Origin of the sequence: Bradyrhizobium sp. Arg237L (assembly GCF_029990105.1) — a bacterium.
In the GTDB taxonomy this organism is placed as follows: Bacteria; Pseudomonadota; Alphaproteobacteria; order Rhizobiales; family Xanthobacteraceae; genus Bradyrhizobium.
This window is the reverse complement of the sequence record NZ_JAQMIL010000009.1, coordinates 18,213-34,274: the sequence shown is the minus strand read 5'-3', so window position 1 is coordinate 34,274 and position 16,062 is coordinate 18,213. Positions and strand designations below refer to the sequence as shown.

The following is a 16,062-nucleotide window of genomic DNA, read 5'->3' as shown; positions in this document are numbered from 1 at the left end:
ATCGCATCTTGCTATCCGGTTTGCAGCCGGGAACAAAGGCGGATGTGTGATGCCACGTCGCTTTTGTCGTTGTGACAGATCAAAACAAAATCTCGCCTTTGTTAAGCTGTTGGAAACCGTCACAAGGCCTTCTGAACCAATCGTTGGAACGGGCAGATCGAGCCATGCGGCGGACGGGAACAGCGACCAAGAGCCGAACCATCGCGATGATAATCGCGGCGGTTCTGCTTGTTTCCAATCAGGCTCTCGCTCAGTCCCAGGGCGGGCTCGCGGATCTGCTCGGCGGCTTGTTTCCGGGATCCAAATCCTCGCCCCCACCGGAGGCTGCCGTTGGCACCGACGGCTCTGCTCCGCCCTGGAGCGGCGAGGACGGCGCGTCCGGTCACCCGCTGATGACGGCGGCCGCGATTCGGCAGGCAGCGGCCAATTTCGACAATTGTGTCGCCTCGATGTGGCCCGACGCGGCGCGACGCAACGTCACACGCGAGAATTTCGAGCGCTTCATCGCGGGGCTCACGCCCGACCTGCGCATCATGGATCTCTTGGATTCGCAGCCCGAATTCACCAAGGCGATCTGGGACTATCTCGACATCCTCGTGAACGACAACCGTCTCGCCAAGGGCCGCGAGATCCTCGCCAAGTACAAGGCGCAATTCGACGCCGCGGAAAAAGCCTATGGCGTCGACCGCTACGCGATCGCGGCGATCTGGGGCATCGAATCCAATTATTCGACCCAGATGGGCGACCGCAGCGTGGTGCAATCGACCGCCACGCTCGCCTGCATCGGCCGCCGGCAGGACTACTTCAAGGACGAATTCCTCTCGGCGCTGGAGATCCTCAATCGTGGCGATCTGCGCCCTGAGCAGCTCCGCGGCTCCTGGGCCGGCGCCTTCGGTCCGACGCAGTTCATGCCGACGGCGTTCAAGCGCTACGCGGTCGATGGTGACGGCGATGGAAGGCGCGATGTCGTCGACAACCCGGCCGACCTGATCGCCTCGACCGCCAACAACCTGAAAAAGGACGGCTGGCAGACCGGCCAGAGCTGGGGCTACGAAGTCGTCGTTCCCAAGGACTTCAACTACATGATGGCCGACCGCGCCAAGGCGATGACGCTCGCGCAATGGCAGCAGCAGGGACTGCGGCGCGCCAACAACCAGCCGTTCCCGCGCTCGACCGACAAGGCCTATCTGCTCGCCCCTGCCGGCGCCGAGGGTCCGGGCTTTTTGATGATGCAGAATTTCCGGGTGATTATGAAGTACAACCCGGCCGAGGCCTATGCGCTGGCGATCGGCCATTTCGCCGACCGCCTGCGCGGCGGGCCGCCCTTCGTGCAGCCTTGGCCACGCCAGGAACGGGTGCTGTCGCGGGCCGAACGGCTGGAACTGCAACAACTGCTCGCCCAGCGTGGCTTTTACCGCGGCACGCCGGACGGCCAGATCGGCGGCCAGACCAGGGAAGCGCTGCGCAGTTTCCAGGCCTCGATCGGGACGCCCGCCGACGGATTTGCCACTTCCGACATGCTGGAGCGGCTGAGGGGGCGATAAGACCCGAAAATCACCTAAATACCGCTATTTGGCCGCCGCCTTGAGGGCTAGGGCGGATGCCCGATCCATGCTGGAAAATATGCCCGCTTGCGGCCCGATTCCGCTAGTATGGCGTTGTCTTCAAAATCCATTTCGACCGAGCTTTGATGCTGAAGCCAAAGTCCTTCCTGCGCGTGTTCACCGAGCCTGGCCCGCTGGTCGCGCTCGCCGTTGCGATCGCGCTTCTGGTCGGGGTCGCCGGTCCTGCCTCGGCGCAGTTCTTCGGCTTTCCGGGCTTCGGCGGCGGCCCGCCGCAGCGGCAGGCGCCGCGCAGCAACGGCGGCGGCTGGTTCGGCGGAGGCGGGGATTTCTTCGCTCCCTTCCAGCATGCGCCGCAACAACAGCAGCAGCAGCAGCAGGCTCCGCGTCAGGATTTTTCGAGAGCGCCACCGCCGGCGAAGCGCGACACGGCGCCGGAGCGCAACGTGCTGGTGCTTGGCGATGCCATGGCAGACTGGCTCGCCTATGGCCTCGAGGACACCTATTCCGAACAGCCCGACATGGGCGTGATCCGCAAGCACAAGACCGTGTCCGGCCTGATCAAATACCAGCCCAAGGGCGAGCCCTCCGACTGGGCCGCCGCCGCGCGGAGCATCCTCGCCACCGAAAAGCCGGATGCCATCGTGGTGATGCTCGGCCTCAATGACCGTGTCTCGATCCGCGAGCCTGTCGTCGAGAAGGACGACAAGAAAACCGAGAAGAAGGATGACAAGAACACCCATGCGAAGGACACCAAGCCTTCGGATGGCACCGCCAAGCCGGATGACAAGCCGGTCGATACCGAATTGTCGCCCGAGGATGCCGCCGACGCGCCGCAGACCGCGACCCCCGAGCGGAGCGCGCGTTCGGCGAACGGCGTCTATGAATTCCGCGACGAACGCTGGGTCGAGCTCTACAACAAGAAGATCGACGAACTGATCGGCGTGCTGAAGAGCAAGGGCGTGCCCGTCTTGTGGGTCGGCCTGCCGGCGATCCGCGGCCAGAAGGGAACGTCGGACATGCTGTTCCTGGATGCGCTGTACCGGGAAGGCGCGGCCAAGGCCGGCATCACCTATGTCGATGTCTGGGACGGCTTCGTCGACGAGGCCGGTCGCTTCATGCAGAAAGGCCCAGATTTCGAAGGCCAGATCCGCCAGCTCCGCACCTCGGACGGCGTCTTCTTCACCAAGGCCGGCGCGCGCAAGCTGGCGCATTACGTGGAGCGCGAGGTGACACGGCTGCTCGCGCGTTCCACACCGGTCGCGCTGCCGACCGAGCCGGCGACGCCGGACGCCAATGCTGCGCCCGGCCAGCCTGCGCGGCCATTGGCCGGACCAATCGTGCCGCTGGTCGCCTCCTCCGTCGGCACCGATCAGTTGCTCGGCGGGCCCGGCTCGCGTCCAGCCGCGGTCGATCCGCTCACGGCACGAACCCTGGTGAAGGGCGAACCGCTCGCGCCGCCCGCCGGCCGCGCCGACGATTTTGCCTGGCCGCGCCGCGAAATCGGTCGCGAGCAGGCCAAGGGCGAAACGCCGGTTGCCGCGACCACCCCCGAGGGGACTGGCGCCGGAACGGCGCCGGCGCCGACGGCCGCAGCTCCCGCGCCGCCAAAGCCGGCACCGCAGAAGCGTGTGTTCCGGCCGGCTCAGACCAATCCGCCGCCTGCCTCGACCTTTGGCGATTTCTTCGGCTCGCCACGCCAGCAGACGGCGCCGCCGCGTCCGCCGACGCCGATCATCCCACGTCCACCGGCGGACGTCGGGCGATCCGCGGAAGCACCGTTCGGCAATTTCCTGAGATGGTGACGGCGTAGGATGGGCAAAGCGACTTTTTGCACCGCCGTTCTAACGAACACCGGCGGAAGCGTGCCCACCATTCCGAGCGGAGCCATCGATGGTGGGCACGGCGCGAAGGGCGCCTTTGCCCACCCTAACGCCCCTAATCTAATAGCGCCAGCGCGGTGGCGGGCGGCGCGGCGGGCGCGACAGCAATAGCCCGAGCGCCAAACCGAGGCCGCCGGCAACCAGCAAGGCGCCGATCGGATTGTCCTGCACGGTCTTGGTCAGCGCCTGCTGGCCGCTGCGAATAGTCTCGCCGCGATTCTCGTAAGTCTCCTTGGCGTAGTTGACAGCGGTGTCCGCGGCATCCTTGGCCTGGCCGTAAAGATTCTGCACCGCGCCGGCGGCTTCGCGCGCGCGGCCTGATGCTTCCGTCTTGCTGTCACCGGTCATTTCACCAACGGCGCCTTCCGCCTTGCCGGCAAACTCCTTGGCGGCACCAGCGATCCGATCAGTATCCATCGCGGTTACTCCTCTCCTTCTCCGGGAAAGTAACCGGCGAGCCCAGCCGCGGTTCCTGCGCCATCTTTTGCTTGAGCATGATCTTTTCGGAAAACCGGCGTCCACTTTTCCGGATCATGCTCTACAAAATCAGTCCGCCGTCGACGACGATGGTCTGGCCGATGATGTAGGCGGCGAGCGGCGAGGCCAGGAACAGCGCGGCACCCGCCATGTCCTGCGGCGTGCCGAGCCGCTTCAGCGGAATGCGCTCCAGCGCGCCTTCGAGCCGCTTCGGGTTCGCCGTCGTCACCCTGGTCATCTTGGTATCGACCAGACCCGGCGCGATGCCATTGACGCGGATGCCATCCTCGGCCCAGGCCTCGGCAAGCGTCCGCGTCAATCCGACCGCGCCGGTCTTCGAGGCGTTGTAAGCGGGATTTCCCATCGTCGAATGATAGGCGGCGGTCGAACTGACGATGATGAGCGAGCCCTTGCTCGCGCTCAGCATCGCATGGAATTTGGTCGCACACGCCATCAAGCTCATGAGGTTGACCTCGACGACCTTGCGAAAGCCTTCCATCTCGAACTCGCCGCGGCGGTAGATCACCGCGCCCTGCGCCAGCACCAGCACATCGAGCCGGTCGAAGGTCGGCTTGAATTGCTCGATCGCATGAACGTCGCCGACGTCGAGCTGCGAATATTCCAACCCTTCCAGATGCGAACCTTCTTCGGCTGAATAGTCGCTGGCCTTGGCGCGCGTGCCGCAGACATGCACGCGCGCGCCCTTGGCGCGAAATGCTTGCGCGATGCCGTTGCCGATGCCGCTGGAGCCGCCCACCACGAGAACCTGCCTGCCGCTGAAATCGAGCTCATTCATTGCGCATTTTCTCCCTTGCTTCTTGCTTGTTTGACCTGTCTGCGGATCGATGCCAGCCTTGTCAATCCTGCAACCTATTCCCTCCATCCCACGAGTCACGCGATGTCTGAATTCAAACAGCTCAGCCGCTCGGTGCAAGGCTCGACCGTTCTCGTCACCGGCGCCGCCAGCGGCATGGGCCGCGCCACCGCGCAAGTATTCGCTGCCGAAGGCGCCAATGTCGCCGTCACCGACATCACCGCCGAAGGCACGGAGGGGGTTGCGCAGGAGATCGGCAAGAGCGGAGGGAAAGCAAAGGCGTGGGTGCTCGACGTCGCCGATCGCGATGCAATCCCGGCCGTGATTAACGGCGTCGCCGCGCATTTCGGCGGGCTCGACATCCTCGTCAACAACGCAGGTATCTCCGTGCGGGTCGCGATCGACGACGACGGCTATGACGAGGCCTGGGCGAAGGCGATTGCTGTGATGCTGACCGCGCATCAACGCATCATCCGCGCCGCTTTGCCGCATTTGCGAAAATCGAAATGCCCGCGCATCGTCAATATCGCTTCCACCGAAGCGCTCGGCGCTACCGCATTGCACAGTCCTTATTCCGCGGCGAAGGCCGGCGTCACCGGGCTGACACGCTCGCTTGCCGTGGAACTGGGCCGCGAGGGCATCACCGTGAACTGCATCTGCCCGGGCCCGATCCGCACTGGAATTACCGACCGGATTCCGGAAGAGCATAAGACGATCTATGCCAAGCGCCGCACGGCGCTCGGCCGCTATGGCGAGCCGGAGGAGGTCGCGCACATGACCTTGAGCCTGTGCCTGCCGGCGGCGTCATTCCTGACCGGCGCGGTGATCCCGGTGGATGGCGGGCTGATGGCACGAAACGCGTGATGCGCTGCAGCGTCTCTAGAGCATGGTCCGGAAAAGTGGAAACCGGTTTTCCGAAAGATCATGCTCAAACAAAGAGATGAGATCATGATCCGATTCCGTCCAATCGGATCATGATCCAGGCCGCCTCGTGCAAGGGGCCATGCGCCGGCGCCGCGTTGACATGGCAACGTCACAGGATAGCCTTTCCTCAAACGAAGCGGAAAACCGCCTGCACATGAGGAGAGAACGCCATGGCCATCGCGATCCGGCAGCTCCACCCGCATTTTGTCGGTGAGGTCACAGGCCTCGATCTGCGAAAGCCGCTGACCAGGCAGGAAGCGATCGACGTCGAGGCGGCGATGGACAAATACGCCGTGCTCGTCTTCCACGACCAGGACATAACAGACGAGCAGCAACTGGCCTTTGCGCTGAACTTCGGCGAGCGCGAAAACGCGCGCGGCGGCAACGTGACCAAGAAGGAGGATTATCGCCTGTCCTCAGGGCTGAACGACGTCTCCAATCTCGGCAAGGACGGCAAGCCGCTGCCGAAGGATCACCGCACCCATCTGTTCAATCTCGGCAACTGCCTGTGGCATTCCGACAGTTCGTTCCGGCCGATCCCGGCGAAATTCTCGCTGTTGTCGGCGCGGGTGGTGAACTCGAAGGGCGGCAACACTGAATTCGCCGACATGCGCGCGGCCTATGACGCGCTTGATGACGAGACCAAGGCTGACATCGAGGACCTGATCTGCGAGCACTCGCTGATGTATTCACGCGGCTCGCTCGGCTTCCTCGACTATAGCGACGAAGAGAAGGAAATGTTCAAGCCGGTGCTGCAGCGCCTGGTGCGGACCCATCCGGTGCATCGCCGCAAGTCGCTCTACCTTTCATCGCACGCGGGCGCGGTGCGCGGCATGAGCATGCCGGAAGGCCGGCTGCTGCTGCGCGACCTCACCGAGCACGCGACCCAGCCGGAATTCGTCTATGTCCACAGGTGGAAGCTGCACGACCTCGTGATGTGGGACAATCGCCAGACCATGCATCGCGTCCGCCGCTACGACCAGTCGCAGCCGCGCGACATGCGCCGCGCCACCGTGGCCGGCACCGAGCCCACCGTGGCGCAGCAGGCTGCGGAGTAGCTGTCGTCCCGGGCTTGAGCTGGGCCCCATAACCACAAGTGTGCTATGAGGTGAGACTGGAGCCGCAAACTCCCCGCCTCTCCCCTTGTGGGAGAGGCCGGGATTTCACGCGGCACGCGGGAAATACCGGGTGAGGGGTTTGCCTCCGCGTGCGTTCGTCCCTCGGTAGACCGAGACCCCTCACCCGGATCACATTCCGCTTCGCTGCATGCGATCCGGCCTCTCCCACAAGGGGAGAGGCGGAGTAGAGCAAGCGGTTATTGCAGGGAAACAAGAAAGAGCGGGAGTTACGCGTGGCCAGCTTCGTTCGAGAGCATGCCGACGTCGATGCCGATCTTGCGCAGGGCACGGTCGTATTTGTCCTCGACGTCGTCGCCGAAGATCAATTCCGGATCGGCGTCGCAATGCAGCCAGCCATTGTGCTGGATCTCGCTTTCGAGCTGCCCCGGGGCCCAGCCGGCATAGCCCAGGGCCAGGATCGCATGCTTGGGGCCGGAGCCCTTGGCGATCGCCTTCAGGATATCGACGGTTGCGGTCAGGCAAATCTCGGCGTCGATATTCAGCGTCGCATCCTGGATGTAGAAATCGCTGGAATGCAGCACGAAGCCGCGGCCGGTATCGACCGGGCCGCCCTTCATTACCTTCATGGTCTCGGCATTTTCCGGCAGCTTGATCTGGTCGGCCTTCTGGATGATGTCGAGTTGCACCAACAGCCCCGGGAAATCGATGCTTCCGGCCGGACGGTTAACGATGATGCCCATCGCCCCCTCGGCGGAATGCGCGCACATGTAGATGACGGAGCGCTCGAAGCGGGGATCGCTCATAACCGGCATGGCGATCAGGATCTGGCCGTCGAGATAACCGCTGCCCGACGAATTGTCGCCGACGCCGGCCACCTTGCCGCGGGCGGTCTTTGGTGCTTTGCCTTCAGGAGTCATCTGAAAGGCCTCCATGCTGATTTGACATCCTGATATTGGGTGAGGCTTCTGTCAATCAAGCAGAGCGCCGTATTCGCGCCATCCATCACACGCAATTCAATGGTTTACGCAATAACCAGCCGGTAAAGACGTTCCATGATCGCCATAGTTCCCATGCGGGTTGCGCTCGGCCTGCTAGCCACTCTTTCAGTCGTCTGGCCTGCGACAGAGGTACGTGCCGAGGATTCCTCGCCCTGGCAGCGGGACGCCCATTCGGCGGTACGGCTGCTCGCAGGCTCGCGCAGCGGCGCGGTTTTGCTAGGCGGTATAGCCATCCAACTCGAGCCCGGTTGGAAAACTTATTGGCGTACCCCCGGCGATTCCGGCGTGCCGCCGCGTTTCGATTTCTCGAAGTCGGAAAATGTCGACGCGGTGACGGTGTTATGGCCGGCGCCGATGAAATTTGACGACGGCGCCGGCGGCACCTCGCTCGGCTACAAGCACCAGGTGGTGCTGCCGCTTCGGATCGTCGCCAAGAGTGCCGACAAGCCGCTGATGCTGCGCGCCAACATCAATTATGCGGTGTGCGAGAAGCTGTGCATTCCTGTGGAGACCAGCGTCGAGCTTGCCTTTGCGAGCGTCGCCTCTACCGAGGACGGCGCGCTGTCATCCGCGCTCGACACCGTGCCGAAGCCGGCCAATATCGGCGATCCCAACCCGGTCACGATCCGCGATGTCAAACGCAGCGGCAAGTCGACCGTGCTGGTCGACGTCGCCGCGCCCGAAGGCAAGGAGGTCAGCCTGTACGTCGAGGGACCGACGCCGGACTGGGCCCTGCCGGTGCCGAAACTCGAGCCGAACTCGCCACCCGGGGTGAAACGGTTCTCCTTCGAGCTCGACGGCCTGCCCCCGGGCGCCAATCCGGACGGTGCCGCGCTGAAATTGACCCTGGTCGGCGGCGACCGCGCCTACGAGTTCAACACCAATCTGGATTGACCCCTGTAGCCCGGGTGAAGCGCAGCGCAACCCGGGAACAGCGGCGCACGCAGAAAGACCGGCCCCGGATTGCGCTTCGCTCCATCCGGGCTACGGTTTCACCGCTATCCACCGAACCCATTCTTAACGTTTCGTTGATACTTCACGGCCCTCGCCGCAGCTTTTTCCGGAACTTCGCCTTGGCCGTGATGGACGCCCAATCCGCAACCGCTTCGCCCACGGGCATGATGGCGCGCATGCGCGGCCTGGTCGGCGGCTCGGGCGAGGCATCCGTCACGCGGCGGCTGGCGGGGACGATCTTCGTCATCCGCGTCGTCAGCGCCGTCGCCGCCTATCTTTCGCAGATCCTGCTCGCGCGCTGGATGGGCAGCTCGGACTATGGCGTCTATGTCTATGTCTGGACCTGGGTGCTGCTGCTCGGCAGCATGATGGATTTCGGCATTTCGGCCTCCGCGCAGAAGCTCATTCCGGAATACCGCACGGCAGGCGAGCACGCGCTATTGCGCGGCTTTCTCTCTGGCAGCCGCTGGCTGACCTTTGCGGTGTCGACCGCGGTCTCGCTATTGCTCGCAGGCCTCGTCAGGCTGCTGTCGCCATGGATCGGCACGGACACGGTCGTGCCGCTTTATATCGGCTGCCTGACGCTCCCGGCCTTCGTGGTCGCCAATACCCAGGACGGGATTGCCCGTTCGCATGACTGGATGCGGCTCGGGCTGATGCCGCAATTCATCGTGCGCCAGGCGCTGATCATCGGCTTCACCGCCGGCGCTGTCGTGCTCGGCTTCGATCTCGGCGCCACCGCCGCGATGCTCGCCAGCGCCGCGGCGGTGTGGATCGCCATGATCGGCCAGATGCTGGTGCTGAACCGCAGGCTCGCGGCCCATGTCGAGCCCGGTGAGAAGGCCTACGACGTCAGCGGCTGGCTTGCGGTCTCGCTGCCGATCCTGCTGGTCGAAAGCTTTTATCTCCTGCTGTCCTACACCGATGTGCTGGTGCTGCAGCAGTTCCGCTCCTCCGAGGAGGTCGGCGTCTATTTCGCCGTGGTGAAGACGCTGGCGCTGGTGTCTTTCATCCACTACGCGATGTCCGCGACAACGGCGCATCGCTTCGCCGAATACAATGCGCTCGGCGACAAGGCGCGGCTGTCGGCCTATGTCGCGCATGCGATCCAGTGGACGTTCTGGCCTTCGCTCGCCGCGACCATCCTGCTGCTCGCCTTCGGCAAGCCGCTGCTCTGGCTGTTCGGGCCGCAATTCGTCGTCGGCTATGACATCATGTTCCTGGCGGCGATCGGGCTCGTGGTGCGCGCCGCGATCGGCCCGGTCGAGCGGCTCCTCAACATGCTCGGCCACCAGAAGATCTGCGCGCTCGCCTACGCGCTCACCTTCGTCATGAACCTGGTACTGTGCGTCGCGCTGGTGCCGCACTTCGGCGGCCATGGCGCCGCCATAGCTATATCGACCTCGCTAAGCTTTGAGACGGTGCTCTTGTTCTGGATCGTCCGCCGGCGGCTCGGGCTGCACGTGCTGGCGTTTGGGAAGCGCTTGGAAACCAGTCTCTCTCGCGATACGGTTTCAAGATAACCTGAACGATCCAAAGGCGATGCTGTGGTGAACCCGATCGAAGGCGATCCGCAAAATGGCGAATACGTTGCGACTCAGGAAGAGCTATTGATTATCGACGCGGCAATGGCCGCTATCGATGCGGGCGAAGTGGCGACTGACACTGAGATACAGGAAATCTTCGCAAGATTTCGGTCGGTGTAGTCCGAAAGGCCAAGTCACGCCCCGCTTTCGCGAGGCATGACGAGTACGTTTAGCGAGGCGTGACGCCTACTCCGCGGTCCAGCCGCCATCGATGGAGTAGTTCGAGCCGGTGATCTGCGCCGCGTCGTCGCTGCACAGAAACAGCGCGAGCGAGGCGACCTGGTCGGCGGTGACGAATTCCTTGGTGGGCTGGGCCTGGAGCAGCACGTCCTTGATGACCTGCTCCTTGGTCATGTTGCGCGCCTTCATGGTCTCCGGAATCTGGTGCTCGACCAGCGGCGTCCAAACATAGCCCGGGCTGATGCAGTTGCAGGTGATCTTGAAGGTCGCGAGTTCGAGCGCCGCCGTCTTGGTGAGGCCGGCGATGCCGTGCTTGGCGGAGACATAGGCCGACTTGAAGGGCGAGGCGACCAGCGAATGCGCGGAGGCGGTGTTGATGATGCGGCCCCAGCCGCGCTTCTTCATGCCCGGAATCGCGGCGCGGATACCGTGAAACGCCGACGACAGGTTGATGGCGATGATCGCATCCCACTTCTCGATCGGAAATTCCTCGATCGGGGAGACGAACTGGATGCCGGCATTGTTGACGAGGATGTCGACCGAACCGAAGGTCTTTTCGCCGAGCGCGATCATTTCGGCGATCTCGGCGGGCTTGGTCATGTCGGCCGGCGAATAGGCGGCCTTGACCTTGAAATCGGTCTCGATGCCGGAGCGCTCCCGCTCGATATCGGCCGGCACGCCCATGCCATTGATGACGACATTGGCCCCAGCGCTGGCGAATTTGCGCGCGATCGCCAATCCGATGCCGCTGGTTGAGCCGGTCACGACGGCGGTCTTGCCTGTCAACGTAGCCATATCTGCTTCACTCCTTCTTGCGTGCGGGGAACGGATCGACGTCCCCCGTGAGATCGTAGGTCACCATGGTTTCGCCGGACTGCGGTCGTTCTAGCCATTCTTTGTGACGCATCGACAAATGCACGTCGCGGACGCCCGCCTCCCAGTGCTCGACCATGGCGACATGGGAGAAGTCGTAATCCTTCGACGACGTCTCGTAGTTCTTGCTCCGGTAGATCAGGTGCACCACCGTGACGGTGTTCTCCTTGGAGGCCTGCCGCAGCAATTCAACGGAGGGGTCATTCTTCAGATAATCCGGCAGCTTGCCGATGAGGTCGCGCACCGCCATGCGCGCATTGTGGATCTGCCTGTTCTTGTCGGTGTTCATCCGCGTGCGGCTGGAATAGCGGATGTCCTTTTCGCGCTCGGCCGCTTCGAGCAGGGAGTTCGGCAACGGCCCGCGGGCGCTGAACAGGTCGACCTGGAAGATCAGGAGATCGCGGCGGGTCTCCTCATCAAGCACGAAGTCGAGCGGAGTGTTGGAGGCGATGCCGCCATCCCAGTAATGCTCGCCCTCGATGAGGACGGACGGGAAGCCGGGCGGGAGCGCGCCGGAGGCCATGATGTGCTCGGGGCCGATCTTCTTGCCGAGCTTCTTGAACTCGTAATTGTCGAAATACCTGAAATTGCCCGAGGTCACGCCGACCGCGCCGACCGAAAGCCGGGTCTTGAGATCGTTGATGCGGTCGAAATCGACCAGCCGCTCCAGCGTCTTCTTCAGCGGCGCGGTGTCGTAATAGCTCTGCGACTGCGAGCTGCCCATGGGCCAGAACGGCGCCGGCGGAATCCGCGGCGCGAAGAAGCCCGGCACGCCGAATGTCGCGATGATGGCGGCGCTGGTCTCATTGAACAAGGTGCGGGCGCGGTCGCCTGGCGTCACCGGATTCCAGGATACCGGACGCGATACCATCTCCCAGAATTCCTTCAAGCGCGGCAAGCGCTTGTCCGGCTCGTTGCCGGCGATGATCGCGGCATTGATGGCGCCGATCGAGATGCCGGCAATCCATTCCGGCTCGAAGCCGGCGCGACACAGCGCCTGAAACGCTCCGGCCTGATAGGAGCCAAGGGCGCCGCCGCCCTGCAGGACCAATACGCGCTGCGCCTTGGCGGGCGTCGTGGCGGGCGCGGGATCGGAAGTATCCATCGTGACCGTCAATCAGTGGGGCATAATGGCGTGCACCGTGGCCGCAGTTCGCGACCGCGTCAATCGGCGTGATCGAGGCTTTCGATCACACAGAGTTAGGTTGACGCCAGGATCAGCGTCCAGAACACCTTGTATTTGGTGTTCGGCGCGTAGCTCGCCGCGATGCCCAATTTTGTGACACCGCCGTTGAGCATATTGGCCTTGTGCGGCGGCGAATCGCGCCAGCCGGAAAACGCTTCCGCCAGCGTATGATAGCCGGCCGAGACGTTTTCGACCGCCACCGTTGCCGGATAGCCGGAGCCTTCCAGCCGTTTGCCGAGCGGGGCCTTCACGTCATGGTCCATCTTGTTGCGGGCCGCCATGGCCTGCGACTGCTGCTCGGCGAGCTTCACGAGCGCAGGGTCCACCACCACGGTGCCGAGGCCGTTGTTCTGGCGATATTGCGAGATCATGGTCGCGGCGGCCTGGGTGTCTAGGACAGCGCCGGGTGCAGCCATGTTGACATACATGGCCGGCTGTTCCGGAAGTGGAGTGTCTGTCGCGCAGCCGCCCAGCACCAGAAGCCCAAGAAGGGCGACCGTCGTCCGTTTCACTGAAAGGATTCCCCCAAGGTTGGTCCGCCGTTGTTGCATACCAACCGTGGCTGAATGGTGAACGCGGGACGATTTTTTGCGGCGGCGGTTGCCGTCCGCGAGGTCCCGTAGCCCGGATGAAGCGAAGCGTAATCCGGGGCTTTCTCGCAAGCGGATGCAGATCCCGGGTTGCGCTTCGCTTCACCCGGGCTACAGGGCTATTCGTGAGCCGCGAAAATCCGGTAGCGGCGGGGCTCCAGCGAGATGATTTCGCCGGCCTGCAGTTCCCGGTCGCGCGGCGCATCGATCTCGATCACGGTCTTGCCTTCGCTGTCCGCAAGCGCGACCTCGGCACGCTGGATCGGGCCGAAGGAACGGACACGGCGCACCGCCCCTTCCAGCGATCCGCCCCCCGCCGGGCCGATCTGCATGTCATGGCGGCGCACGAACAATTTGGAGGCGCCGGGCGCCGCGCCATTGGCGGCGATGTTGAGCGGCCTGCCGCCGAGCCGGACCGCGCCGTCGCTGACATCGACCGGCAGCACGATGGATTCGCCGATGAAGCCGTGGACGAAGGCCGTCGCCGGATTGTCATAAACCTCGCCGGGGGTGCCGATCTGCTCGATGCGGCCCTTGTCCATGACCACCACACGGTTGGCGACCTCGAGCGCCTCTTCCTGGTCATGGGTGACGAAGATCGAGGTGACGTGAATTTCCTGATGCAGCGAGCGCAGCCATTGCCTGAGCTCCTTGCGCACCTTGGCATCCAGCGCGCCGAAGGGCTCGTCGAGCAGCAGGATGCGCGGCTCGATTGCGAGCGCACGGGCGAGCGCGATGCGCTGGCGCTGGCCGCCGGATAGCTGGCTGGGAAAGCGATCCGACAGCCAGTCGAGCTGCACGAGATCAAGCAGCTCCTTGACGCGGGCGCGGATCGCCTTCTCGTCCTTGCGGATCGCGCGCGGCTGCACGCGCAGGCCGAAGGCGACGTTCTCGAACACCGTCATGTGGCGGAACAGCGCGTAGTGCTGGAACACGAAGCCGACATGGCGCTCGCTGGCGCCCCGGCCAAGCGCATCCTCGCCGTCGATCGTCACTTCGCCCGCCTCGGGCCAGTCGAGACCGGCAATGATCCGGAGCAGCGTGGTCTTGCCGGAGCCGGACGGCCCGAGCAGCGCCAACAGCTCGCCGTCGCCGACCTTCAGGCTGACATTATCGAGCGCTGCGAAATCGCCGAACTTCTTTACGATATTTTTGACTTCAATCGTCACTGACCATCTGCCCTTCGTCCAGACGCCGTTCGAGGATCGTCTTCACGACCAGCGTGATCAACGCCAGCATCGCAAGCAGCGACGCGATCGCGAACGACGCCACGAACTGATATTCATTATAGAGGATTTCGACCAGCAGCGGCATGGTGTTGGTCTCGTTGCGGATATGGCCCGAGACCACCGACACCGCACCGAACTCACCCATCGCGCGCGCGTTACATAGCAGGACGCCGTAGAGCAGGCCCCATTTGATGTTGGGCAAAGTGACGCGGAAAAAGGTCTGTAGTCCTGACGCGCCCAGCGAAGTCGCCGCCTCCTCCTCCTGCGTGCCCTGCTCCTGCATCAATGGAATCAGCGCACGCGCGACGAAGGGGAAGGTCACGAAGATGGTGGCGAGCGCAATGCCGGGCACCGCAAACAGAATGTGGATGTTGTGCGCCTGCAGCCATGGCCCGAAGAAGCCCTGCGCGCCGAACAGCAGCACGAAGACCAGGCCCGAGATCACGGGGCTGACGGAAAACGGCAGATCGATCAGCGTGATCAAAAAAGTCTTGCCGGCAAAATCGAATTTCGAGATCGCCCAGGCCGCAATCACGCCGAAAATCAGGTTGAGGCTGACGGAGATCGCCGCGATCAGAAGCGTCAACCAGATCGCCGAGAGCGCCTCCGGCTCGGTGAGCGCGGCGAAATAGGCCGTGACGCCGCGCGAAAACGCCGACGCGAACACCACGACCAGTGGCAGCACCACGAACACGGTGAGGAAGATCAGCGCCAGCGCGACGATCAGGAAGCGGATCGGCCGGGGCTCGGTGCGCAGATCCCGCTTCGAGGCCGCCGTGTGCGGGCGTACCTTCTCCCGCTGCGACGGCGGCGAGACGACATTGAGGTCTGCCGTCGGGGCGTAGGCCCGCACCTGCGTGGTGGAGGAGGCCAGATTCGATTGCAGCGACATCGATGCTGGCCCCTCAGTGGGTGGGAATGCGGGTCTGCGCCCAGCGCTGCAGGCGATTGACCGCGAAAATGATGACGAAGGAAGCCAGCAGCATGACCACCGCGATCGCGGTGGCATCCGCATAGCGAAATTCGGAGAGCCGGATCACGATCAACAATGGCGCGATCTCGGAGACATTCGGCAGATTACCGGCAATGAAGATCACCGAGCCATATTCGCCGACGGCACGGGCAAAGGCGAGCGCAAAGCCGGTGAGGAGCGCCGGGATCAGGCTCGGCAGGATCACGCGAAACACCGTGTGCCAGCGGTTGGCGCCGAGGCTTGCCGCGGCCTCCTCGATCTCGGGATCGAGATCGATCAGCACAGGCTGTACCGTCCGCACCACGAAGGGAATGCCGATGAAGACCATGGCGACGAAAATGCCGATCGGCGTGAACGCGACCTTGATGCCCAGTTCGGCAAGCGGCGCGCCTAACCAGCCCTTCTGCGCAAAGAGCTGGGTCAGCGCGACGCCGGCAACCGCGGTCGGCAGCGCGAAGGGAATGTCGACGATCGCATCGAACAGCCGCCGTCCCGGAAAGCGGTAGCGCACCAGCGCCCAGACGATGATCGTGCCCATCACCAGATTGACGCAGGCCGCGGCAAACGAAAGCCCGAACGAAATCTTCAGCGCGCTCAGGGTGCGACGGCTGGTGACGATGCCCCAGAACTGGTCAAAGCTCAGCTCAAACGTCTTGAGGAACAAACCCGCGAGCGGAATCAGGACGATAACGGAGAGCCACGTCAGGGTCAGTCCCATGGTGAGACCGAATCCCGGCAAAGTGCTGCGCCGTGC

General features: G+C 63.7%; 16 protein-coding genes. 7 read left to right on the top strand and 9 right to left on the bottom strand.

The genetic code is table 11. The annotated features are described in order from the left end of the window. Positions 1–206 precede the first annotated feature (206 nt). Entirely contained in the window at positions 207–1,544 is a 1,338-nt protein-coding gene (locus tag OZ411_RS07540) for a lytic murein transglycosylase (protein ID WP_282527513.1), read from the top strand. A 146-nt stretch (positions 1,545–1,690) separates the two neighbouring features. Further along, a complete protein-coding gene (locus OZ411_RS07535; protein WP_282527429.1) occupies positions 1,691–3,367 on the top strand; it encodes an SGNH family hydrolase in 1,677 nt (558 codons plus the stop codon). A gap of 138 nt (positions 3,368–3,505) precedes the next feature. On the opposite strand, the gene OZ411_RS07530 is transcribed toward OZ411_RS07535, so the two are convergent. Beyond that, a complete protein-coding gene (locus OZ411_RS07530; RefSeq protein ID WP_130579460.1) occupies positions 3,506–3,862 on the bottom strand; it encodes a CsbD family protein in 357 nt (118 codons plus the stop codon). Between the two features lie 121 nt (positions 3,863–3,983). Further along, the gene (locus OZ411_RS07525) at positions 3,984–4,718 is read right to left on the bottom strand and encodes an SDR family oxidoreductase (RefSeq protein ID WP_282527428.1); all 735 of its coding nucleotides are present in this window, start codon (positions 4,716–4,718) and stop codon (positions 3,984–3,986) included. Between the two features lie 102 nt (positions 4,719–4,820). Between OZ411_RS07525 and OZ411_RS07520 the strand changes: the two genes are divergently transcribed. Next, a complete protein-coding gene (locus OZ411_RS07520) occupies positions 4,821–5,600 on the top strand; it encodes an SDR family NAD(P)-dependent oxidoreductase (RefSeq protein WP_282527427.1) in 780 nt (259 codons plus the stop codon). Between the two features lie 230 nt (positions 5,601–5,830). Then, complete coding sequence (locus OZ411_RS07515) at positions 5,831–6,718, top strand: TauD/TfdA family dioxygenase (RefSeq protein WP_130579458.1); 888 nt, start codon at positions 5,831–5,833, stop codon at positions 6,716–6,718. 287 nt (positions 6,719–7,005) lie between these two features. Here OZ411_RS07515 and OZ411_RS07510 read toward each other — a convergent pair whose 3' ends face one another. Continuing rightward, positions 7,006–7,656: a YqgE/AlgH family protein gene (locus OZ411_RS07510; RefSeq protein WP_282527426.1), complete on the bottom strand. Its 651-nt coding sequence runs from the start codon at positions 7,654–7,656 to the stop codon at positions 7,006–7,008. 135 nt (positions 7,657–7,791) lie between these two features. Here OZ411_RS07510 and OZ411_RS07505 point away from each other — a divergent pair, with 135 nt between their 5' ends. The 3 genes from OZ411_RS07505 (at position 7,792) to OZ411_RS07495 (ending at position 10,397) form a co-directional block, all read left to right on the top strand. Then, a complete protein-coding gene (locus tag OZ411_RS07505; RefSeq protein ID WP_282527425.1) occupies positions 7,792–8,631 on the top strand; it encodes a protein-disulfide reductase DsbD domain-containing protein in 840 nt (279 codons plus the stop codon). Between the two features lie 179 nt (positions 8,632–8,810). Continuing rightward, positions 8,811–10,214, top strand: coding sequence for an oligosaccharide flippase family protein (locus tag OZ411_RS07500; protein ID WP_282527424.1), 1,404 nt, complete (start codon positions 8,811–8,813; stop codon positions 10,212–10,214). Positions 10,215–10,241: 27 nt separating this feature from the next. Next, the gene (locus OZ411_RS07495; RefSeq protein WP_282527423.1) at positions 10,242–10,397 is read left to right on the top strand and encodes a hypothetical protein; all 156 of its coding nucleotides are present in this window, start codon (positions 10,242–10,244) and stop codon (positions 10,395–10,397) included. A gap of 66 nt (positions 10,398–10,463) precedes the next feature. Here the strand turns inward: OZ411_RS07495 and OZ411_RS07490 are convergent, their stop codons facing one another. From OZ411_RS07490 to cysT, 6 genes are all read right to left on the bottom strand, one after another. Next, entirely contained in the window at positions 10,464–11,252 is a 789-nt protein-coding gene (locus tag OZ411_RS07490; RefSeq protein WP_282527422.1) for a 3-hydroxybutyrate dehydrogenase, read from the bottom strand. A 7-nt stretch (positions 11,253–11,259) separates the two neighbouring features. Beyond that, a complete protein-coding gene (locus OZ411_RS07485; protein ID WP_282527421.1) occupies positions 11,260–12,435 on the bottom strand; it encodes a DUF3734 domain-containing protein in 1,176 nt (391 codons plus the stop codon). 95 nt (positions 12,436–12,530) lie between these two features. Next, positions 12,531–13,028, bottom strand: a complete 498-nt coding sequence (locus OZ411_RS07480) for a CAP domain-containing protein (RefSeq protein WP_282527420.1) — start codon at positions 13,026–13,028, stop codon at positions 12,531–12,533. Between the two features lie 197 nt (positions 13,029–13,225). Beyond that, entirely contained in the window at positions 13,226–14,275 is a 1,050-nt protein-coding gene (locus OZ411_RS07475) for a sulfate ABC transporter ATP-binding protein (RefSeq protein WP_282527419.1), read from the bottom strand. Then, entirely contained in the window at positions 14,265–15,227 is a 963-nt protein-coding gene (cysW, locus tag OZ411_RS07470; protein ID WP_282527418.1) for a sulfate ABC transporter permease subunit CysW, read from the bottom strand. The genes OZ411_RS07475 and cysW overlap by 11 nt, the downstream gene beginning before the upstream one ends. Before the next feature lie 13 nt (positions 15,228–15,240). Further along, positions 15,241–16,047 carry a sulfate ABC transporter permease subunit CysT gene (cysT, locus tag OZ411_RS07465; protein ID WP_165421146.1) on the bottom strand — a complete coding sequence of 269 codons (807 nt, stop codon included), beginning with the start codon at positions 16,045–16,047 and terminating at the stop codon, positions 15,241–15,243. Positions 16,048–16,062 lie beyond the last annotated feature (15 nt).

Excerpts from the sequence above, each read along its gene's own strand:
- OZ411_RS07540 (WP_282527513.1), top strand. The coding sequence starts at position 207 with ATGATAATCGCGGCGGTTCTGCTTGTTTCCAATCAGGCTCTCGCTCAG.
- OZ411_RS07535 (WP_282527429.1), top strand. The coding sequence starts at position 1,691 with ATGCTGAAGCCAAAGTCCTTCCTGCGCGTGTTCACCGAGCCTGGCCCG.
- OZ411_RS07530 (WP_130579460.1), bottom strand. The coding sequence starts at position 3,862 with ATGGATACTGATCGGATCGCTGGTGCCGCCAAGGAGTTTGCCGGCAAG.
- OZ411_RS07525 (WP_282527428.1), bottom strand. The coding sequence starts at position 4,718 with ATGAATGAGCTCGATTTCAGCGGCAGGCAGGTTCTCGTGGTGGGCGGC.
- OZ411_RS07520 (WP_282527427.1), top strand. The coding sequence starts at position 4,821 with ATGTCTGAATTCAAACAGCTCAGCCGCTCGGTGCAAGGCTCGACCGTT.
- OZ411_RS07515 (WP_130579458.1), top strand. The coding sequence starts at position 5,831 with ATGGCCATCGCGATCCGGCAGCTCCACCCGCATTTTGTCGGTGAGGTC.
- OZ411_RS07510 (WP_282527426.1), bottom strand. The coding sequence starts at position 7,656 with ATGACTCCTGAAGGCAAAGCACCAAAGACCGCCCGCGGCAAGGTGGCC.
- OZ411_RS07505 (WP_282527425.1), top strand. The coding sequence starts at position 7,792 with ATGATCGCCATAGTTCCCATGCGGGTTGCGCTCGGCCTGCTAGCCACT.
- OZ411_RS07490 (WP_282527422.1), bottom strand. The coding sequence starts at position 11,252 with ATGGCTACGTTGACAGGCAAGACCGCCGTCGTGACCGGCTCAACCAGC.
- OZ411_RS07485 (WP_282527421.1), bottom strand. The coding sequence starts at position 12,435 with ATGGATACTTCCGATCCCGCGCCCGCCACGACGCCCGCCAAGGCGCAG.
- cysW (WP_282527418.1), bottom strand. The coding sequence starts at position 15,227 with ATGTCGCTGCAATCGAATCTGGCCTCCTCCACCACGCAGGTGCGGGCC.